General features: G+C 60.2%; 14 protein-coding genes, 1 pseudogene and 1 riboswitch. Of the genes and pseudogenes, 1 reads left to right on the top strand and 14 read right to left on the bottom strand.

The annotated features are described in order from the left end of the window. The 14 genes and pseudogenes from PMA3_RS10585 to PMA3_RS31695 form a co-directional block, all read right to left on the bottom strand. Complete coding sequence (locus PMA3_RS10585) at positions 1–1,056, bottom strand: hypothetical protein (RefSeq protein ID WP_420848672.1); 1,056 nt, start codon at positions 1,054–1,056, stop codon at positions 1–3. Positions 1,057–1,320: 264 nt separating this feature from the next. Further along, positions 1,321–1,494, bottom strand: a complete 174-nt coding sequence (locus PMA3_RS31700; RefSeq protein ID WP_237140708.1) for a hypothetical protein — start codon at positions 1,492–1,494, stop codon at positions 1,321–1,323. A 154-nt stretch (positions 1,495–1,648) separates the two neighbouring features. Then, positions 1,649–2,164 (bottom strand): hypothetical protein, encoded by a 516-nt coding sequence (locus PMA3_RS32460; RefSeq protein WP_152032253.1) that lies wholly within the window; start codon positions 2,162–2,164, stop codon positions 1,649–1,651. Positions 2,165–2,206: 42 nt separating this feature from the next. Continuing rightward, entirely contained in the window at positions 2,207–2,779 is a 573-nt protein-coding gene (locus PMA3_RS30665; RefSeq protein WP_082930292.1) for a lysozyme inhibitor LprI family protein, read from the bottom strand. Further along, the gene (locus PMA3_RS10580) at positions 2,761–5,442 is read right to left on the bottom strand and encodes a lysozyme family protein (protein ID WP_064677092.1); all 2,682 of its coding nucleotides are present in this window, start codon (positions 5,440–5,442) and stop codon (positions 2,761–2,763) included. Before PMA3_RS10580 ends, PMA3_RS30665 begins: the two co-directional genes overlap by 19 nt. A gap of 34 nt (positions 5,443–5,476) precedes the next feature. Further along, on the bottom strand, positions 5,477–7,855 hold the full coding sequence (locus PMA3_RS10575; RefSeq protein WP_064677091.1) for a type VI secretion system Vgr family protein: 2,379 nt from the start codon (positions 7,853–7,855) through the stop codon (positions 5,477–5,479). Positions 7,856–7,857: 2 nt separating this feature from the next. Further along, positions 7,858–10,524, bottom strand: coding sequence for a type VI secretion system ATPase TssH (gene tssH / locus PMA3_RS10570; RefSeq protein ID WP_064677090.1), 2,667 nt, complete (start codon positions 10,522–10,524; stop codon positions 7,858–7,860). A gap of 160 nt (positions 10,525–10,684) precedes the next feature. Continuing rightward, positions 10,685–11,167: an Hcp family type VI secretion system effector gene (locus tag PMA3_RS10565; protein ID WP_064677089.1), complete on the bottom strand. Its 483-nt coding sequence runs from the start codon at positions 11,165–11,167 to the stop codon at positions 10,685–10,687. Then, positions 11,133–12,923, bottom strand: coding sequence for an OmpA family protein (locus PMA3_RS10560; RefSeq protein ID WP_064677088.1), 1,791 nt, complete (start codon positions 12,921–12,923; stop codon positions 11,133–11,135). Before PMA3_RS10560 ends, PMA3_RS10565 begins: the two co-directional genes overlap by 35 nt. Positions 12,924–12,933: 10 nt before the next feature. Continuing rightward, positions 12,934–13,617: a type VI secretion system protein TssL, short form gene (tssL, locus tag PMA3_RS10555; protein WP_064677087.1), complete on the bottom strand. Its 684-nt coding sequence runs from the start codon at positions 13,615–13,617 to the stop codon at positions 12,934–12,936. Beyond that, the gene (tssK, locus tag PMA3_RS10550) at positions 13,614–14,969 is read right to left on the bottom strand and encodes a type VI secretion system baseplate subunit TssK (RefSeq protein ID WP_064677086.1); all 1,356 of its coding nucleotides are present in this window, start codon (positions 14,967–14,969) and stop codon (positions 13,614–13,616) included. Before tssK ends, tssL begins: the two co-directional genes overlap by 4 nt. 24 nt (positions 14,970–14,993) lie before the next feature. After that, positions 14,994–16,532 carry a type VI secretion system contractile sheath large subunit gene (tssC, locus tag PMA3_RS10545; protein ID WP_064677085.1) on the bottom strand — a complete coding sequence of 513 codons (1,539 nt, stop codon included), beginning with the start codon at positions 16,530–16,532 and terminating at the stop codon, positions 14,994–14,996. Positions 16,533–16,566: 34 nt separating this feature from the next. Beyond that, positions 16,567–17,070, bottom strand: coding sequence for a type VI secretion system contractile sheath small subunit (gene tssB / locus PMA3_RS10540; RefSeq protein ID WP_064677084.1), 504 nt, complete (start codon positions 17,068–17,070; stop codon positions 16,567–16,569). A 326-nt stretch (positions 17,071–17,396) separates the two neighbouring features. Then, positions 17,397–17,552, bottom strand: a pseudogene (locus tag PMA3_RS31695) (biopolymer transporter ExbD); the annotation flags it as partial. Between the two features lie 394 nt (positions 17,553–17,946). Here PMA3_RS31695 and PMA3_RS10530 point away from each other — a divergent pair. Beyond that, positions 17,947–20,127: a TonB-dependent siderophore receptor gene (locus tag PMA3_RS10530; protein WP_064677083.1), complete on the top strand. Its 2,181-nt coding sequence runs from the start codon at positions 17,947–17,949 to the stop codon at positions 20,125–20,127. Between the two features lie 154 nt (positions 20,128–20,281). Continuing rightward, a riboswitch (cobalamin riboswitch) is annotated at positions 20,282–20,478 on the top strand. The last annotated feature ends 128 nt before the right edge of the window (positions 20,479–20,606 follow it).

Raw genomic sequence — 20,606 nt, 5'->3', positions numbered from 1 at the left:
CTATTTAGAAAGTGCTGACACCGGCATCAAGACCGTGCCCCAGAGTCCGGCCGTGGCAGGGCCACCACCACTGAAAATCAATTGCGCTCCAGCGCCGCGCTCAATCGTCTGCGTCGCGGCCGCGATGGCCAGCCAAGGGGATGCTTTCCCGGGATGGCCCAGCAACGCATCGAGGTTGCAAGGCGCCTGCTTGCCCAACAGGGGTTCTTTAGCCAACACGGTCGCGATGCCCGCATGACGTTGTGGGTCGATACCCACCCGCCAGGTCTTCTCGATTGACTTCGCTTCAAGCGGCACCCAATCGAGGGCTTGACGCGTGGCATAGAGCAGATCGGCGTCGGTAGGCTGGCGCTCCTGCTCAGGACGGTGCAAGTAGGCGATCGGCGCCAAGGTGGTTTGCGTCAGGCGATTGCCGAACAACACACCGACGGCGACTTCTGCCGTGCCCTCGGGCTGTTCCGGTGCAAGCTGCACGGCCAGCACCAGCAGCAAGGCCTGGTCGCCGATGCGCTGGTCAAGCCATTGGTCCAGCGCGGCCAGCCCACTGCCCTCGACAGAGACAGTCGATTGGCGGATGCCGGACTCCTGCCATATCTTTCGCCACACAAGGCGCCACTGGTCCTCGGGTAACCTGCAGTCGATCTCCAGTAACAGGGCCAAAGGTTTATCGTCAGGCAATTGCGCCAGGATCGGCGCCAGGTCAGCCAGCCTCTTCTCTAATACACTCGTCAGTACCGCTTCCAGGTCCTCACCTGAGCCTTCGACAAAGCGGCTGTGACTTACAGGTGCATCGTCCATCCTCGACGGCTGCGTCTTCAGTGCCTCGGTGCCACTCAACAAAGCGTCGAGTTGGGCTGTTGGCTCGTCCGCGGAATCTAGCAGGGCGGTATGCAGACTCACTCCCAATACCTGCTGCGAGCGTCGCCCCTGACGAATCTTGCGGATCAAGGCCTTTTCGCGGGCCTCATCCCAGCCGTCGGCAGCGGACTGTTCGCCGATGTGAAATAGCACTCGCCCGAAACCCACCACACACCACCCCAAGATCGGCAGGCCCAAGGCCAAACTCCAGAAATCAACAGGCTTTTGGCGCAAGGGTTCATCGCCTAGCAATAAAGTCCCTCCCACACTGAGCAATGAACACAGCAACAGCAAGATGAACCAAAGCCAGAAGCGAGGGCGGGCAGGACGTAGCGCGGGAGCAGGTACTTTATCCAGTCTGATGGGCATGACTAACTCGCCCTCGCTTCAATCGGGGAGATAATCAATGCGCAGCCGCAAGCGTATGATTGACCGTCAGATGCGACTGAAAAATGTTTGTCTCTAAACATTGGATAGCCTCTTGGCTGTCACCGTGCGGCGATGCTCAGGAATCGGGTACAGCACCGGGTCTTCCTCACGAGCTGCGCGAACAATTGCAAACTTCACCACAACTGAACCTGACAGTACGGTTCGACCTCTAGTTGTTATGCCACCAACATGGATGATGCCTTTCATGCTTTTTCCCTACTCAAGAAACTCAACTCCGTGTTTAACTACACAGCCCCACGCGCTTAAAAAAATATCATTCGAGCTCAGTAGGGTTTTCCTTCTTCTGCATGAACATACCAATTAGCTCACCATTCCTCGAGCACCCCGCGCTAACTCATTATCATTCTAAAGGCTCGGAACAGTACAAGCGGCTCATTTTCCCGTTATCGATTGGTATGGAGCATTTACGTAACTGCTCTCCCGTAGGCTCTAATGGCGCAATGCTTAAAACTAAGTGAATCCCATCTTCTTCAAAGGTAATATCTTGGAATCCAGCCTGAGCAAATCCCGTTGAAAAAGGCTTACCTTCAAAGCTGCATAAATTCATGCTCTCCAATACTTCCAGCTTCCCTTGAACGCTTATAATTTCTATTGCTAAACAGTCGTTTTCGAAGGTTTTTATGTAGCGAGCAAGTACACCTCCACTTCTACCCGAATTTATCATTGATGCATTTGAATACAGATCTGTATAAACCTGACCCAGTAGTTTGTCACCATCTCCCACTCTTCTCTGCAAGCAGTGGCTTACGGCCTGTTCATCCAAAGTTTCGCAAAAGCCTGAAGAAGACGGAGATAGTTCTGCATAGCTCAGCCCACACAGCGATATCAACAACAAAAATAAAACTCTCGCTATCATCCTATTTCTCCTATTAAGTATTTCTAATGCTGCGCCTTCTACCTACACACCCTGAAATTTCATTCGAACTCGACAGAGCCTTTCTACTTCCGCATGAGCAAGAACTGTCAACTCACAATTTTTTTTATAATATTCAGACTCTTCAGGGTCCTGGTCCAAGCTCTCAATGTACGATAGGATTTCCTCCCTTGCTTTTGAAGAAATTTTGCTCATTATTGAAAGTGAGTTGTAGAAACCATCGCCGCTCGCACCTGTCTCCAAGTAAACCAACTCCACCAGTCTTGATGACGTCAAGGAAGTAAGACACCCTACTTTCTCAATTCCAGCTTCTTCACCGGGGTATACAGACTCGTAAATATTATTGCAGTGCGCATCTCTGTATTTAATCCACGCCCGCTCTCCTTCCAGAAGTAAGTTTTTATTAGGAAACTTAGAGCTAGACACCAATATTCGGTATTGCTCATTTAGTTTTTTGTCAACTCGCTTATACGCTGAATTTGCGCACTCAAGAATATCCTTAGTGACCGGGCTATTTGGATTACAATCATTACCAGCAACAACTAACGAAACCCAAAAAAAGTTAGAAAAACATACCATCAATCCCAACAGTCGCATTTTATACCCTTCTCAAAAAGTTTGGCCTCATCTTCTCGGCGGATTATCAACCCCCCGAGCCCCGCTTTCCCTTCCCAGAGTCTTTTCATCGAGCGAAGCCTAGATGGAATTTTTTCCGGACTAAAATTTAATAAGTCATCGTTTATTTGTTTCATCTCCAACCGAGATTCGGTATTTGGTTGCGTAAAAGAGTTGCCTCTGTTAACCACAAGAGATAGAAGTGCTCCTTGGCAATGCGGGTGCAAGCCCATAACCCCGGGGTAAGCATTGATTACCAACTGCGCATAGCGTTTTTTCATTTTTATAGCAAGGGCGATGGAGTCTTCTTTGCTTATAGACACATGATTGACAGAGCTCAAGACGCTTCTCGCTTGATCGCCTTGTTTTCCAACCGAAACTATCAGAGTTTCAATATCTGACTGACTATAGATCTGGGCAAAATCCTGACGAACTTGCGCTATCGTTTGCTGCCCCAAGTCATACCCGTATCCAACAGTAACTCCGCTCGCTCCAGCTGGCACATAGGGATATTTACTATATCCTTCCTTTTCCAGGATCAATTCAAATGACTCTTTAGAAACAACAAGTGGGCCACCGGCACTCTCCAGCCTGTATGTTTCAACAATGCACTCTTCAGGGCATGCAACATTAAACCTCATTGCCAAGCCAACTGGATGAAAGTGAAAGACCTTGCCCCACGACGGCAACCCCACTTTCTCCGCCACCTCACCCCACCAACACATCTGCTGGATCCGCTGCTTCTCCGCCAACCAGTTCAGATGCGGAGTCGAGCCGCTATGGCCGAGCAATTCATCCAGCGCGTCCCACTTCCTCGCCTGGTGAAACCACTCGCTTTCCTTGCGGATGATCAACTGCGAGATCGCTTGCGCATGGGCCGGCAGGTGGAGGACCGCTTGCAGTTCTTCGGCGGTCATCTTACCGTCGCGGTTACGGTCGATGATCTCGTACAGCCGGCTTTTCATCGGCCCCTTGTCGTCTTTATCAGCCAAGGGCCGGAAGCGCTCGCGTTGCTCTTCGGTGAAACCGTCGACGGCACTGAGAAAGGAGGCCATCAAGTGTTTGGGGGTGCTGTAGTCGAAAATAAGGTCATAGCCCTCCCACGACCAGGGACTGAGCCAAGGCGTGATGCCGACTTCTTCGCGCACCCAACCGTCGAGCAGGTGGTTGTCGGCGTCGTGGAGCAGCCCATCCAGGCGATACCAGTTGCTGGCTTTGCGGCTGTCGCTCGCGGCCACCTGGATTTTTCTGTCGGCCGGCAAAGCCTCCAGCACACTCTTGGGGACCAATAAGTCGGCAGCACTGATTGGGCTGTCGGCGCTCCATACCTTCAGTTGGGCTGCGGTGGCATTCTCTTGATGAGGCACCACAGCGGTGCCTTTGGCTAGCTTCAGCCAGGTTCTGTCCTTATCCGGTAGGCGCTGGGCCCAGTCGCGACTGTCCTTGATGAATAAATCGACGTCATCGTTACTGAACACTTCCAGGTGCAGCTTTTCCTCTGGCTGATCAGCGCCGCCGTCCTGGTACTCGCCGAGGTGACCGATCAACGCGCCGGCCTTGATGGGAACAGGCGTGTCGAGCACCACCACGCGATCTAACGCCAGCGGTTCCTGCGCACCTTCCAGCGAGTCGAAATGCACATACTGATTCACGCGTTCCAGCTTACGAAACTCGCCTTCACCGCTGACCCTGACTAACGTTCCCACCGGCAGTTCTACAAGTACCTGGCTAGAAGCGCTTGGTTCAGCGCGAACATTGACCCTCTCTTGCGTTGACGTGATGCGGTACTCGTTGCCGGCAACCGGTTGCAGAAGGCTGGCGGCGAGGTAGCCGGCTATCGAGCCATCGGCGTTGATCAGTTTGGCGGGGCCGAGGCTGTTCTCCAGCTTGCGATAGCTGCCCTCTCCACTGACGGTCACCTCGGCACCCGGTGGCAGGAGGTCGATCACTTGGCCCGGCCAGGCCTTGATACGCACGTTCAGGCCACGCTCTTCAAGGTTTCCGGGGCGGACGTCGTTCACCGTCTGTTTAACGCGAAGGATCGGGCTCTCGGGCCAACACGCTGGACGAACGATGGCGGCGTCCTTCCGGTACACCGACCAATCCCGCAGGTGCATGTACAGGCTGTAGAAGATCAGGCTGCGCGGCATGTCCGGGCGGCCTTCGATCTTCGGTGGCTGAAGCCGATGGCGGACCAGTACGAAGTTACGCGAGAACGGCTTTTCTACGGTTTGTTTATTGACGAAATAGGTCGTGGTCGGCGCCTGCGTGTCGATGCGATACGCCACTACTTCGCCGTCGGCCAGGCAGTGCACGCTGGATTGATTCAGGTCGCCGGCGGTGCCGCTGTCGAAGTGCACGCCGCCGTGCCAGAGGCCGCTGCGTCCCAAGGGAAAATAGCCGGCTTTGGCCTTGGCCATGTGGGTGAGCTGCGACAGCGGGTTGCGTTTGTCCCCGAGCGGATCTTTGCACTTGAACGGATGGCTCCAGTTTTTCAGCGGTGGCAGAGTGTCGCTACTGGGTGCTGGAGACAATGGAACAGGCCGGGTGTCAGGCGTCGGCAAGACCGGCGGTGCCGGCCGATCCACCCGCGAGTCACTGCGGGTGTCGTGAAAACCAAAAAGTCGGGCAAGCAAGTTGGCCATGTCGAATGTCGCTCCTTGTTTTGCGAAAAAGGGATCAGCCGGAGAAATCCGTACGCCCCAGAGACGTGGAGTTATGCTCGGTTAATTGAGCCAGGGGCGGTATTTCCAGCGATTGCTTGGCTGCACCGCTGTAGGCGAAATGCGCCGACTTGACCTTGTAATCACCTGCCGTTCCCGATTCGATACTGGAGGGGTCGAGGGTGATGTAGCTGCCGCCGGCGTTGAGGGTGATTTTCTTCTTGGCGGTGATGTGGATTTCGTCTTCGGTACTGGTGATTGCCAGGCCGTGACGGGCCATCAGTTCGAGCGTGTCGTTTTGCGCTTGCACGCTTACTGGCCCGTGATTGGCGATCAGCTTGATGCCCAGCTTGCGCACGAACAGGCTGAGCCCCTGCCCCACGCCGATGAACAGGCGCTTGACCACGCTGAGGTCGGCTTCGCCGCCGGCGTTGAGCATCAGGTTGTTTTGCGCGGCCAATTGCAGATGCTTGCCGCTGGTGAGGGCGATGCCCTGGGGCGCGCTGAGGAGTACTACGGCGGCTTTGAGCTCTTCGAGTTGTTGGCGCACGAATGCCAGTTGTGCCTGCACATCCGCGGGATCTGCGTTGGCGGCCTGGGCATTTTCAGAAAGTTGCTGCAGCTGCTCCCCCGCCTGTTGCAGGCGGCCGATGGCCGCGCTCATTTCCAGGACCGGCCCCTGCGCCTTGGCCTGTTCATCGGCACTGATAAACACCCCCTTCCCCGCCCGAATCGACCCCCAGCCATCGGTGCGCAACTCAAACCCTTCACCCCGCCGCTGCTGCTCGGCATCGACCAAATGCCCAAGATTCAGCTGGCTCTTGCCACTGTGCTCGGTACTCAGCTTGACGTGCTCTTTGCCCCTTGTGTCCTCCATCCGCAGCTTGTTGTTGGCCGGCGTGCGCAGCACGTTGCGTTTGTAATTGCGCGCGCGCAGGGTCACGTGGTCGCGGTGCTCGCTGTCGTGCAGGGCGTGGGCGATGTAGGGGCGGTCGGGGTCGCCCTGTTCGAAGGCCACCGCCACTTCGGTGCCGGCGATCAGCGGCAGGTGCAGGCCGTGGGTGTCGCCGGCGTAGGGCCGGGCCAGGCGCAGCCACATGCTTTCCTCGCCGGGTTTCCAGGTGTCGCGGTCGAACAGGAACTGCACGCAGTAGCGCCCTTCAACGTCGATTTCGGCGTAGGGGTCGTGTTTTTGCGGGTTGCTGACCCGGGCCGGGAGGGTGCCGGCGATTTGCGGTTTGGGCTGCAGCGGTGGGCGGAAGCACACGCTTTCCGAATAGGGGATGGCCTGGAACCGGGCTTCGAAGCTGGCGTCGCGGGCGGCGCGGGTGCTGAGGTGGGTGATGACCGTGCCGCGGGCGAAGGCCTGGGGCGCGCCGCCGGTGATTTTCAGCACCTGGCCCGGGGCCAGGGTGGCGCTGCTGCTGGTGCCGCTGAGGCGGGTCTGGTCGTTGAGGTAACGTTCGTGTTGCAGGCGGGCGTAGAAGTAGCCGGTTTCCGGTGGCAGGTCTTCGTAGAATTGATAGCGGTCGCCGAGGGCGGTGTAGGGTTCGGCGTAGTGGTAGGCCTCGCCGTAGGTGGTGGTCGCGCCGCGGGTGTGGTCGATCTCGCCGTCCAGGTGGGCGTAGGCGTCGCGGTGCTGGTAGGTGCGGATATTGACCTGGCGTTCCACCACCTGGTGTTGGGTTTGCAAGGCCCAGACGCCGTCCTGCTCGCTGCTGCTCAGGCCGGCCGGCGAGTGGCAAGGCAGCTCGATGCCGGACTGGTAATGCAGCTGGTCGTCGTGGAATTCGACGACGTCGAGGTGCAGGCGTTCGTCGCTGGTGAAGCGGTACCAGATGCCGACTTCGGCCAGCAGGCGGGCGATGAAGGCCAAGTCGCTTTCGCCGTATTGCATGACTTGCAGGCGCCTGGGGTACTTGCGGGTGAGCTTGAAGTAAAAATCCTCGCCGCGAAAATCGTGGCGGCTGCGCAGGATGTGTTCGACGATTTCCGGCACCGACTGGTGTTGATAGAGGCGGAACTGCTGGCCGCGGGCGAGCAGTGCCAGGCGCGGTTGCAGGGTGATTTCGTAGCGGGCTTCGTCGACGGAGCCGGACAGGCGCTTGAAGCCGGTGACCACGCCGTGCAGGGTGCGCAGCGGTTTGATCGGCAGGTCCCGGGTCAGGAAGGTGGGCTTGCGCGGTGGGGCGTGCAGGCTGAAGCGGGCGTCGCGGTTGAGCAACTGGTCGGCGGCGATGTCCTGTTCGGTGCAGGTGAATTCGATGACGTAGTGGAACGGCTGGCTGAGTTGTTCTTCGCCGTGGAAGGCCAGGACGTCGAGGGTGGCGTCGAAGTTGTGGACGCTGAGTGTGTGCCGGCTGTGGTCGAAGAAGGTGGGCAGTTGGCTGGACACGTTCACCCCTCCATCGCGGCAAGGTGCGCGGCGTCGTGGGCGTTGGTGAAATGCAGGGTTACGCCGTAATCGTCGCTGTAGCCCAGGTTCACGCCGTCGGTTGTCTGCCCGGCCGCCTGGCGTTGCAGCAGTTGCTGGCTGAGCACCGGCAGGATCTGCTGGTTGAGCAGGCTGTCGATGTTGCGCGCGCCGGAGTCGGGCAGCAGGCAGGCGGCAACCAGGGCGTCGTTGAGGGCCTCGTCAATCTGGCAGGCCAGGCCGTAGTGACGCTGCAGACGCCGGGCCACCCGGGCCAGCTTGAGGACGACGATGCCCTTGAGGGCGTCGGCTTGCAGCGGGCGGTAGATCAGGGTCTGGAAACGCGCCAGCAGGGCCGGCTGGAAGTGCTCGCGCAGGATCGGCCGCAGCAGTTCCTGCAGGGTGCTGTCCGGCGCGTCAGGCTGTTGCTGCAGGCAGGCCTGCAGTGGGTCGCTGCCGAGGTTGGAAGTCATCAGAATGACGGTGTTACGGAAGTCGATTTCACGCCCTTCGCCATCGCGCATGAAGCCACGGTCGAACACCTGGTAAAACAGGTTGATGACATCGCGGTGGGCCTTCTCCACTTCGTCGAGCAGCACCACGCTGTAGGGCCGTTGACGCACGGCTTCGGTGAGTACGCCCCCCTGGCCGTAACCGACGTAGCCCGGCGGCGAGCCTTTGAGTTGGCTGACGGTGTGGGCTTCCTGGTACTCGGAGAGGTTGAGGGTGATCAGCGATTTCTCGCCTCCAAACAGGCAGTCGGCCAGGGCCAGTGCGGTCTCGGTCTTGCCGACGCCACTGGTGCCCACCAGCAGGAACACCCCCAGCGGCGCCTGTTCTTCGGTCAGGCCGGTCCTGGCGGCCCGCAGCCGCTGGGCAAGGGCATTCAACGCCGGCTCCTGGCCGATGACCCGTTCGCTCAATTGCTGCTCTAGTGCCAGCAGGTTGGCGTGTTCGTCCTTGAGCAGACTGCCCAGTGGCACCCCGGTCCAGTCGGCGATCACTTCGGCGACGCTGCGGGCGCTGACGTCGAGGGCCAGCAAGGGTTGGTTGCCCTGGGCGTCGGTCAGTCGTCGTTGCAACTGTTCGCAGACATCCGGCCGCGGTGGTTCGGCCTGGCGTGCGTCGAGCAATTGTCGTGACAGGGCGAGTTCATGCCGGTATTGCTGGTCGAGCTCGGTGTGTTCATCTTGCAAATCCGCCTGTTGCGCAGCGATCGTCGCCAGACGCTCGCCGGCGTTGCCGCCCATGACTTGCCGATCCTCTTCGAGGGCCTGGCTCTCCAGTTCCAGGGCGGCCTGCCGGGCCTTGAGCCGGACCAGTTCCTGGGGTTCACAGTCGAGGCTCATGCGCACTCGCGCGCTGGCGGTGTCGAGCAGGTCGACGGCTTTGTCCGGCAGTTGCCGGCCGGTCAGGTAGCGCCGCGACAAGCTGACCGCGGCCTGTACCGCCGCGTCCTGGATGTGCACGCCATGGTGACTGGCGTAGCGCGCCTTGAGGCCCCGCAGCATGAGGCAGGCGCCGGCATCGTCCGGCTCGTCCACCTTGACGGTCTGGAAGCGCCGCTCGAGGGCGGCATCGCGCTCGAAGTATTGTTTGTACTCGCTCCAGGTGGTGGCAGCGATGGTGCGCAGTTCCCCACGGGCCAGGGCAGGCTTGAGCAGATTCGCCGCGTCGGCGCCGCCCGCCTGGTTGCCGGCGCCGATCAGGGTGTGGGCTTCGTCGATAAACAGCAGCACCGGGCTGGCTGATTGCTGCACGGCGTCGATGATGTTTTTCAGGCGCTGTTCGAATTCGCCTTTGACCCCGGCGCCCGCTTGCAACAGCCCCAGGTCGAGGGTGCGCAAGCTGACTGGCTTGAGACTGTCCGGGACATTGCCCTGGGCAATGCGCAAGGCCAGGCCTTCGACCAGGGCGGTCTTGCCGACCCCGGGTTCGCCGACCAGCATCGGATTGTTCTTGCGTCGGCGACTGAGGATGTCGATGACCTGGCGGATCTCATCGTCACGGCCGAACACCGGGTCGATCCGCCCTGCCCTGGCCTTGGCGGTGATGTCCTGGGTGAATTTGTCCAGCACCGCCTGCAGGACATCCTGCATGTCGGCACCGGATGGCGGGGTAATCGGTTGGCCAGCAGACACGTCCATCTGGCCCAAGGCAACTTCTTGCTGTACTTGCGGACGCTCTTCGGAGTGTTGATCGAGCAGCGCAGACAAACGCTGCAATTGAACATCACTGAGGCTGAGCAGCGGCCAGGCGGCGTCGCACGCGAGCAGGCCTGGAGTGTCCAGCAACGCACCGAGCAGATGCGCGGAACGCAGGCGCTCGTGGTCGTCGTCCAGGGAGGCGCGCAGCCACGCGTTACTGATCAGTTGCTGCAACTTGCCGCACAGCTGCGGCTTGCCCTGCACGCTGCGTGGCAGGCTGTCGAGATGGTCGAGCAGCCCACGCCAGAGCGCGTCCATATCCCATTCGTAGCGGCGGGCGATGAGGGTCAGGTCGCCCTCGCCCTGCTCCAGCAGCTTGAGCAGCCAGTGCTCGATGCTGATCTGTCCATGGCCGCGGCTTTGGCACAACGAAGCCGCCGCGCTCAGCGCCTGGGCGCAATAGGGGTTGAGGCGGCGGAGCAAACGGGTGGGATTGGGGGCCATGGGGGCGCGTCCTTGTTCGGGTTCTCGGCGCGTAGCCGGTTGTGCAGGTGGCGGGGATGAAATTCGATGTGCAGGGTGGAGCGCCCGTTAACGGACGCTCTGCCCGACACACCGGGAACCGGCAGACACGAGTTCGTCTGCCGGCTTTTACGACTGTGCTTTAACGATCGGCCCAGGCGTCGGACCAGCTGATGTTGCCGTCCTTGTAGGTCCAGGTGATTTTCTCGTAACGCAGCTCAATCAACTCCAGGTGGTTGTGCTTCTCCTTGGTCGGGTCCTTGATGTCGTGCATTTTCGACGCGACTTTCACCACCTTGACGTTTTCCAACAAGGTGTTGTAGTACTCGACTTCCTCGCCAGCCTCGTTGATGCGGTACCATTTGAACTCGGCGCTCTTGAGGGTCTGCCCCTTGGATACCGCCTTGTACAGGTAGGGGCTGGAAGCATCGATTTCCTTGGTGAACTGGAACGGGGTATGCACCCGTGGGCCAGTCAACTTGCCGGTGTTGTTGTCGGTGGGGCTGTACAGACTGTGATCTTGCGCCAACACCTCAATGCTGCCCTCGCGTTTTTGTACGTCCACCGACCCTTTGATGTCTGCACCGCCGTCATCTTGCAGCCACAGATAAATCGGAATTGCCATGTAAAGCTCCTTCTCTCAGAACATGAATGTCGCGGAATGCGACAGGGGGTTGTACGTCCGGCCCCGGCATGGGAAGCACGCAGGCCCCCACTTCCGGCACCAGACGGATATCGACGCGACGGTTGGCCGCGCGACCGGCCTCGGTGTCATTACTGGCAATCGGCTGGCTGGCGCCGAAACCCTGCACCGCAAAACAGCTGTCAGGGATGTCGCCCATGTGCTTCATCCAGTCATGCACCGCGGCCGCCCGGGCTCGGGACAACTGCAGGTTGTGCCCGGCATTGCCCGTGGCATCGGTATGCCCGGCAATGACGATCAGCCAGCCGGGCTGGGCCTTGATGCCGACCAGGGCATTGACCAGCACCTTGGTCGAACCCGGCTTGAGCCGGGCGCTTCCGGTACCGAACAGCGACAGGCTGTCCAGGCGCACCGGCCTGGGGCTCCCCGCGGGGATCGGCGCCGTCGCCGGATGACGGTGACCGGCAATCGTCGCCAGCACCTGCGTGCGCAACGGCTCTCCCCGATACAGGCCCAGGCCCAATGCCAGCGGTGCGCCTTGTCGGTAGTAGTGATCCAGTCGCAGGGCGTCCTGGCGCAGTTGCGCAAATGCTTCCTCGCGCAGGGCGAATTCGGGCCGGTCACGTTGCCCTGTCGGGGGAATCGAGGTGTACCGCCGCAGGTCATCGGTGATCTGGCGCACCAGCAAGGTGTTCTGCCAGGCCGAGCTGGACAGGGCGACGACGCCGGCCAGTGCGAACAACCAGGACGCGATGACACTGGCACGGCGTAAGGGGGAAAGCCGTCCCTGGACCGGCAGCAGATGCAGCAAGGGATCAGGGAACGGCAAGCGTGCGCCCTCCCCAGGCTCCGCCTGCCTGGCGTCCACCAGCGCCAATTTGTTACGCAGCCATTGTTGCCACAGGTTGCCCGCGACTGCCTGAGGCAGTACCGGTACCAGCGTCATGGCGCAGACCCACGGCAGGCTGCCGCAATGACGGGTTTCACCGCGGGCGAAATGGGGCAGTACCGCTTCATTCAGCCAGGCTGCAACGCTGTTCAGCTGGACGCTGGTGTGCAACCGACCAGCACGCGTTGCGCTGTCGGCGGACTGCCGCTGCCAATCCGCCAGGCTGACGCACGCTCCCGCCGCGCGCACACTGGGGCTGCCCTCGCCGGCCTGCCAGCTGAACCAGGGACCCTCGCCCCGCGAGGCTTGCAGGTAGCTCGCCAGCAGTAGCGGCAACACCACGCCGCGCTTGCGAACCAGCCCGACCTGATAACTGAAGGCACGTATCTGCCCAGCCAGCACGGCAGTGTCGGTATGCTCGGCGGGGTTGACGACGAACATGACGCTGAGCTGCGCGCCCCATTCCGGACGCAGGGCCATCAAGCCCGCGGTCACCGACGGCAGCTGTTCCAGCTCGGGTACCCGCACATAGCAACCGTCTTTAGTGAGGTGCAGGGTCAATTGTTCGACGGCCGTTACGCCAAACAGACTCGCCAGACCATCACCACACACCAGGACCACCGGCTTAGGGTAGGCCGCAGGCGGCAAGGAAGTATGGCCGGCCAGCGTCAGTGATTCGCCCAGCGCCGCCGCACGTCGTCCCGCCCGACGCCAGGCAAGGGCGACAAGACCCAGGAGGGTAAGGACCGCGATTGCACGGGTCGCGGCGGTCAACGGAAAAACCGCCAGCAGCGCGAGAGCGAGCGAACCCGCCCACAGCCAAAGACCCCGTGTCAGCTTGAGCGCCATCGGCCTCATCTCAGGCTGCACCGGGCAAGAGCGTAGTGATCAGACCGCCCAACAGACGGTCCATCCCCCACCAGACAGCGACGAGCAACAAGCCCACCGCCAGCACATGCGGCAGCGGTGATCGCAGCCAGCGCAGGCGGCCGATCCGGTGAGCGCCACTGGCTTGGGTCTTGATGCCAAGGCGCAGCTCCATCGGCGCGACGTGCCCATTCAGGACTGTCAGCAGTTGCTCGCGCTCGGGATCATTCAGTTCGCGATATCGACCTTTGAAGCCCAGCATCAGCACCCGATGGAAGGCCGTCAGCACCTGCGGATCGGGCGCCGGTTCGCGCAGCACTTCGCGCATGTCTTCGTATAAAAACTCACCGGCCTGGTGACGATTGAAGAACTTGGCCTGCAGCGGCTCTCGGGCCCATTTGGCATGGGCATCGGGGTCGGCGCAGCTGAGCACGGTCTCGTCGAGCAAGGCACATTGGGCGTGGCTGATGTGATCGATGCTGCGCTGGCCCAGGCCGGCCTGCTCGAGCATCTGGCGAACGAACTCGATCTGCCCGGCGCAACGATCCCACAGTTGCTCGGCGTTCTGCGCCGAGGCCCCTTGGCGCAGCTCTACCACCAGCAGGAAGCTGTCCTGCAACAGCGCGTCGATATCCGTGGCAGTCGCGGTCGGTGTGTTGGCGATAACCCGGCTCATGTGCGCAGCACCGCGAACAGTTCCAGCTTCACATCGGCCAGCGTGCTCGGAACGTAGAAGGCACAGACCCCTTGGGCCAACACGGCCTGGCCCTTGGCATGCCTGAGATCGAGGGCGAAATACTGGTTTTCCAGACGTAGCGGAATGGCTGCCGGCACATGGCTGAGCGACTGCAACGGCACACCGTCCAGCGCGGCGTTGACCAGGTGATCGACATCATCCGGTGTACCGACCTTGCACAGGCGCGGGAACTGGCTTTGCAACTGGGCAGCCGGCATCCGGCAACGCACCGACAGATAGAAGTCGGCACCGTCATCCTCACGCAGGCGCGCATCATTGATCGTGACCTGCCAGCGATTGGTACTGATCTCCTGCAGTTCCAGGGCAATGACCCGCGACGGCAGGCTGGCCTCGAGCAAGGTGGAAATCAGGCGCATCAACGGCGGGAACACGGTCTCCAGCTGTTCGTGTCGATACGCCGGAATCTGATCGATATCGTGTTCCAGCGAAAAGGTCAGCAGGCTGCCGGCCAACTTGGCCAGTTCCAGGTAGATCTGTTCGGGATGCCGCGCAGGATAGGCCTTGAGATCAGCCAACACCGGCTGGTAAGTGTTCAAGGCATTGAGCAGCCAGAACAGCGAGACATCGGCCACGGCGAAGTCGGCCATGCGCTGGTTGCTCTCGCGGCGCATGCCCATCAGCCGTTGCCGTTTGGCGGACAACTGGGTCAGCAGGTTATCAAGCTGTGCCAGCAGGCCGGGATGAGCCGCGAAGTCGAGCAGCGGTGGCACGTAATCGGGGTCGAGGTTCCAGCCGCCCTGCCCGTCACGCACCAGGCGCGCAATCGGGCAGGTCAGGTAATCGCCGTTTTCGTCGTGATCAAAACGCAGACTCAGCATGTGCTCGAGCACGCCGATCGATTGCACCTCGTCGGCGTAGACGTCCTGGACGTCACGCCAATCCTGGCGATAGCGGGTCGGCCGTTCAGCCTTGGCGGCGTCGAACAGGCAGTTGTTGCCATTGGCCTGTTCCAGCGGCAAGGCCAGGAGCAAGGTGGCGCCCTGGACGTCATCCGCCAACAGGCGGGTCAACTCCAGGGCAGAGGGCAGTCGATCCACCTGATCGGTATCGATCAAGGTGCCGTCGGGCATGCGCAGGCGCAGCTGGGTGGCCTTGAGCTTGCCCAGCCGCAGGGCTTGCGGGTCAAACCCCACCCCCTGGACACCCCAAGGGTGCACCATGGACAGGCGGGCCAGACTCTCGTTGGCCCACGCCTCCCAGCGTGCCTGCTGTTGGAATTGCTGCGGGCACAGCAAGGCTCCCGCGGCCCACAGGGGGCGGTCGATTTTCATGACGTTGTTTCCCTAGGGGTTGATTCAGGCTTTCGCTTTGGGCATCTGCGACACCAGCGACAGGTTGACGTCCATGCCTTCCACCTGGAAGTGCGGCACGGCATACAGCTTGACGCGGAAGAAACCCGGGTTGTCCTCGATGTCTTCCACTGTCACCTTCGCCTCACGCAAGGGATGCGACGCCTGCAGATCGTCGCCCGGATCGGTCATTTCGGTCACCAGCCCACCGACCCACTTGTTCAACTCCAGCTCCAGCAAACGACGGTCCTTGGTCGTTCCGATGTTCTCGCGCTGGATCATTTTCAGATAATGCGCAATGCGCGAAAGCAGGAAGATGTAGGGCAACCGAGAATTGATGCGGCTGTTGGCGGTGGCATCGGCGGTGTCATACAACGCCGGTTTCTGAGCCGAGTTGGCCGAGAAAAAGCAGGCGTAGTCGCGGTTCTTGTAGTACGACAATGGAATGAATCCGAGGTTGGCGAATTCGAATTCACGGGTCTCGGGAATCATCACTTCCGAAGGGATCTTCACCTGGCTGCCCGTGCCCAGATCGTACAAGTGTATCGGCAGCTCGGTGACCGCACCGCCCGACTGCGGTCCGCGAATCTGCACGCACCAGCCGTTGGCGATGAAGCTCTTGACCATGTTTGCCGCGAAAGCGAACGAGGCGTTGGTCCACAGGTACTTGTGGTGATCAGGTCCCTTGACGCTTTCGATATAGTTGAAACTGCGCACCGGCACCGTGTCCGGGCCGTAGGGCAAGCGCCCCAGCACCCGCGGCATGGTCAGGCCGATGTAACGGGCATCGTCGCTGTCGCGGAATGACTTCCACTTGAGGTATTCGGCGCGGTCGAAATAGTTGCCGATGTCTTTGATCGCAGCCACCTCCTCCATCGACTCCTTGCCGAAAAACGCCGGGCCGACAGCACCAATGAAAGGCATGTGCGCCGCTGCTGCAACTTTGGAAATATTGCGCAGCAGGGTGATGTCCTGCGGGCTGCGATCGAACTCATAGTTGGAAACGGCCGCCGCGATCGGTTCACCACCGGGGGTGTCGTACTCCTGTGTGTAGGTATGCACATACAGCCCGCTCTGGGCGATCTCCGGTGCATCTTCGAAATCCTGGATCAAGTGATCCTTGCTCAGATCCAGCAGTTCAATGCGCACGTTCTGGCGGAAGTCGGTCTGATCGATCAACGATTTGACGCCGCGCCAGGTCGACTCGACGCGCTGAAAATCCGGATGGTGCATGACCGCATCCAGTTGACGACTGATCTGTGCATCCAGCGACGCAATGTGTTCATCCAACAGTGTCTTGTCCAGGCGCTCGACTTTCTTCGACGATTGCTTGAGCAACTTCAGGAACACACTGACGGCCGCCGTCACTCGTTCATCGGTGGACGCCTCGGACAATGCTTCAGTATTCTGAAAAACGTCTATTGCACCCAGCTCTTTAACCGGACTGAGGTTGATCTTGCTAAACAAGCTACTGTATACAGTTTGATTTTCTTCAGACAACACTGCAGCGCCACGCGATTGCGCGGAAGAGTTTTCTACGGACATTGTGCAAACTTCCCTTTAAACCAACCGAGGTGAATTAACGATCTTGTTCTGGCGCCAGAGCGGCCAATTCGGCTCTCAACTCTTCACTCAGCGCGTCATCCTTGAGAATGCGCTCCAGTTCGTGGCGAAAGGTGACGTTGTCCAACAGGTTCGACTTGAGGTCGCGCAACAGGTTACGCATCGCCAACAGCGCACGTAGTTGCGGTATTTGCCGCGCCACTTGCTCCGGTTCAAAATCCTTCATGCTCTGGAATTGCAGCTTGACGCTGGCATCGGAGCCATCGTTGACCAAGGTATTTTCCACGGCCAGTGTCAGGCGTGGCGAGAACTCGGCCAGCACGCTGTCGAAGTTGTTCTTGTTGACATCAACCTTGCTTCTTTCCGACAAAGAGCGCTGCTCCCGACCGTTGCTGTAATCCCCCATCACCATCAACTTCAGCGGCAATTCGACTTTCTTCTGTGCACCACCGGTGTGCAGATCGAGCTTGATATTGACCCGAGCCTTGGGTACTTCGTTTTGAAAACTGCTTGAAGCCATAATCCCTCCAGACACTTCAAGTAACAGCATGCGCCATCACCCAAAATAATAACGACTGGAATCCACGCCATTAGCCGATTCGATAGTTTCCGCCAGCAGCCTGTAAATTCCCTTTTGATACCACGAGTAAAGCGGGTGCGGTACAGCTGTAGTTCAGCAACCTACAAACATACTGAATCATCTCAGGCCGCTATTCCATATCTCAGAGCATCATTAGGACGTTTCCGACGCATTTACAGAAACAGCCTACAAACCGCAACATACAGCAATAAAAAGCCGCTCGAGAGCGGCCAGAAGAAACAAGCATGGTCTTGCCGTAACATTTCCTACTTCGCCGTAATCACCGACAACTTGCTAATCCCCGCCCGCTCAATCGATGCCATGGCTCGCGCCACCTCGCCATAATTCACCCCATTGTCCGCCTGCAGCTGCACCTGCACCTGCACCTGCACCTGCACATCAGGGTTGTTCGCCTTGGCCGCCCCGACGCGGACATATTCCCGACAGCCTCACTCTGCCGGCCCGCAACCTGATGGCCCCTTAGTGTCTGTACCTGCCGACAGCGCATCTGAAGCCGCTGCTGGATTGGGACCTGCCCCATACGCACGAGCCGCTGGTGCTCTGCATTTCTGCAGCTGTGGTGGCCCTGGCGCTGATAATCGTCGGACGCGACAACGTCCTCTTGTATGATGCCTCGCTTCAAGAATGGCCGCGGATTCAGACTTGCCAATAACCACCGGAGCAACTCCGGCCTGACGCCCTCCGGGCACACATCGCTTTTTCCTGTTTCAACAGCACGGCTCTGCCCCGGAGCGCGCCTGGGTGCCTGTGCCCGGTGTTCGCCTGGCCCGTGCTCGCAATCGTCGAGGAGTTTTCATGGATAGGCTTCACCGGACATCCCGCGAGGGAGCGTCCGCACCACGGTTCACGCACAATCTTCTGGCCCTGGGCCTGCTGCTGGCCCCCACCGCGCAGGCTGCCGACACCGAACTGCCGGCGGTGACCGTGACGGGCGAAGACACCTCCGGCTACCAGGCCCACAGCGCCTCGGTCGGCGGTTTCGACGCGACGCCATTGCTCGATACGCCAGCCTCGATTTCAGTGGTCACCGAAGCCTTGATCAAGGATCGGCAGGCCCGTCTGCTCAGCGAAGTCCTGCAGAACGATGCCTCGGTGGGTGAGAGCTACGCGCCGGTCGGCTACTACGAAAACTTCGTCGTGCGTGGCTTCTCGCTCAACTCCGCCAGCAGCTACAAGATCAACGGCCGCACCATCACCGGCGAGCAGAACGTCGGCCTGGAAAACAAACAGCAGGTGGAATTGCTCAAGGGGCTTTCCGGTTTGCAGAGCGGCGTCAGCGAGCCCGGCGGGCTGGTCAACTACGTGACCAAGCGGCCGGCCAACGTGCGCTCGGTCACTGTCTCCACGGACGACCGTGGCAGCGGTTACCTGGCCACGGATGTGGGCGGATTCTTCGGCAATGAACAGCAATTCGGGTTACGCGCCAACGTGGCCCATGAAGAGCTGCATTCCTATGTCGAGCACACTAATGGCCAGCGCGACTTCGCCTCCCTGGCCTTCGACTGGAACATCAGCCCCGATGCCCTGCTGCAACTGGATGCCGAGTACCAGACCAGGGAACAACGCTCGGCGCCGGGCTATCAATTGCTTGGCGGCACCCGCCTGCCACACCATACCTCGCCGAAAAAACTGCTGGCACACCAGAGCGGCTCGAACCCCGTCACCACTGATGCGCTGAACCTCAACGGCAACTTCGAATATCGCTTCAGCGATACCTGGAAAGGCACTATCAGCGCCTCGCGCAGCCGGGTGGTGATCGATGACTACAGCGCGTTCGCCTGGGGTTGCTACGGTTCCGCCAGTTGCGCCAGCGCCGCGGTGCCCAACTACTTCAGCCCCGAGGGCGACTACGACCTCTACGACTTCCGCAGCCCGGACGATACCCGTCGCAATGACGAGGTCCAGGCTGCCTTCACTGGCGCCTTCGACACCGTTGGCCTCGGTCACGAACTGAGCGTAGGCGCCAGCGCGTTTCGCCGCGTGGTGGATAAACGCGACACCATCAACGTGATGATCGGCAGCGCCAATATCGATAGCGAACCAGCGGATTTCGCACGCTACGACGGTCCGCTCAACGATTCCTACCGTCGCCTGGACAGCCGCCAGTACGGGCTGTTCTTCAATGACCGGATCAGCTTCAACGAACAATGGCAGACCGTGCTCGGCGGGCGTGAGGTGCGCCTGGATGAAGAGACCTTCGACAGCCAGGGCGAGACTACCCGGCACACCCAACGCTATGTGTTCCTGCCCCAGGCCGCGCTGATCTACAAGCCGCTGCACAACCTGGCGCTGTACACCCGCTACAGCAAGGGTTTGTCCCTGGGCGGCGAAGCGGCGTGGTTCACCACCAACGCCTTTGAAATCCTCGCGCCAACCGTGTCCCGGCAGATCGAGGCGGGCATCAAGTACGACTGGCAGCGCATCAGCCTGGCCGCGGCGCTGTTCCAGATCCGCCAGGCGTACCAGTACTCCCGACCCAATGACGACGGCACGTTCACCTTCACCCAGCAGGGCGAACAGAAGAACACCGGCCTGGAACTTTCTGCCAACGGCTGGGCCAGCCAGCGCCTGCAGATCGCCGCCAGTGTCGCGGCGATCCGCGCCCGGGTCAGCGACAGCGGCACGCCGGCCTATGAAGGTCATCAGGCAATCAATGTGCCGACGCTGCGTGCAAACCTCCAGGGCGACTACGCCCTGCCCGGGATCGATGGCCTGGCCCTGCTCGGCGGGGTGCAATACAGCGCCAGCAAATACGCCAATCGCCAAGGCGGAGTAGAGACCGGCGCCTACGCCATTTTCAACGTCGGCAGCCGCTACAGCACCCGCATCGACGGTTACGACACGGTGTTCCGCCTGACCGTGGACAACCTGTTCGACAAGCGCTACTGGCGTGACGCCGGCGAATACCTGGGCGACGGCTACCTGTTCCAGGGTGCGCCGCTGACGGCCCGGTTGAGCGCCTCCATTAACTTCTGATGATTGCGCCACCTATCGTTCCAGGAGCCATATCGAGCAGGTGCCCGGCGTTGGGGACGGTATGGAACCCGGACTGAGGAGGATGCCTGGCGAACAGTCGAGCGTCCCCCTCGGCACCCGAGAAAAAATACTGGACCATTGAACGGCATGATCGACTACCATGCCGGCCGCCGGTTTCCACATGGGATTAATAGGGAATCCGAGATGCCCGACACGGCATCAATCGGAACTGCCCCCGCAACTGTAGGTGCTGAGCCTGCTCCTGAAATGACCACTGGGATCACTCCCGGGAAGGCTGGAGCCAGGCGTCGACGCATCAGTCAGGAGACCTGCCGGCCAAGCAAATCACTAACCGGCGGGGTGTCCGGGAAGGACATCCTTGCGCCGTGCGTCACGTTCAGTGAGCGCCACGTCAGTGCTTTATTGGCAGCGTTCGATGATGTGTTTCCAGTCCGTACCCCTGCCCCGAGTACGGTCCA

Origin of the sequence: Pseudomonas silesiensis (assembly GCF_001661075.1) — a bacterium.
GTDB classification, from domain to species: domain Bacteria; phylum Pseudomonadota; class Gammaproteobacteria; order Pseudomonadales; family Pseudomonadaceae; genus Aquipseudomonas; species Aquipseudomonas silesiensis.
The sequence above is the reverse complement of the archived record's forward strand: the minus strand, read 5'-3'. Positions and strand labels throughout refer to the sequence as shown.

What these genes read in the sequence shown, in the direction of transcription:
- PMA3_RS10530 (WP_064677083.1), top strand. Translation starts at nt 17,947, where the DNA reads ATGGATAGGCTTCACCGGACATCCCGCGAGGGAGCGTCCGCACCACGG.
- tssL (WP_064677087.1), bottom strand. Translation starts at nt 13,617, where the DNA reads ATGAGCCGGGTTATCGCCAACACACCGACCGCGACTGCCACGGATATC.
- tssB (WP_064677084.1), bottom strand. Translation starts at nt 17,070, where the DNA reads ATGGCTTCAAGCAGTTTTCAAAACGAAGTACCCAAGGCTCGGGTCAAT.
- tssK (WP_064677086.1), bottom strand. Translation starts at nt 14,969, where the DNA reads ATGAAAATCGACCGCCCCCTGTGGGCCGCGGGAGCCTTGCTGTGCCCG.
- PMA3_RS30665 (WP_082930292.1), bottom strand. Translation starts at nt 2,779, where the DNA reads ATGCGACTGTTGGGATTGATGGTATGTTTTTCTAACTTTTTTTGGGTT.
- PMA3_RS10565 (WP_064677089.1), bottom strand. Translation starts at nt 11,167, where the DNA reads ATGGCAATTCCGATTTATCTGTGGCTGCAAGATGACGGCGGTGCAGAC.
- tssH (WP_064677090.1), bottom strand. Translation starts at nt 10,524, where the DNA reads ATGGCCCCCAATCCCACCCGTTTGCTCCGCCGCCTCAACCCCTATTGC.
- PMA3_RS10560 (WP_064677088.1), bottom strand. Translation starts at nt 12,923, where the DNA reads ATGGCGCTCAAGCTGACACGGGGTCTTTGGCTGTGGGCGGGTTCGCTC.
- PMA3_RS31700 (WP_237140708.1), bottom strand. Translation starts at nt 1,494, where the DNA reads ATGAAAGGCATCATCCATGTTGGTGGCATAACAACTAGAGGTCGAACC.
- PMA3_RS32460 (WP_152032253.1), bottom strand. Translation starts at nt 2,164, where the DNA reads ATGATAGCGAGAGTTTTATTTTTGTTGTTGATATCGCTGTGTGGGCTG.
- tssC (WP_064677085.1), bottom strand. Translation starts at nt 16,532, where the DNA reads ATGTCCGTAGAAAACTCTTCCGCGCAATCGCGTGGCGCTGCAGTGTTG.
- PMA3_RS10580 (WP_064677092.1), bottom strand. Translation starts at nt 5,442, where the DNA reads ATGGCCAACTTGCTTGCCCGACTTTTTGGTTTTCACGACACCCGCAGT.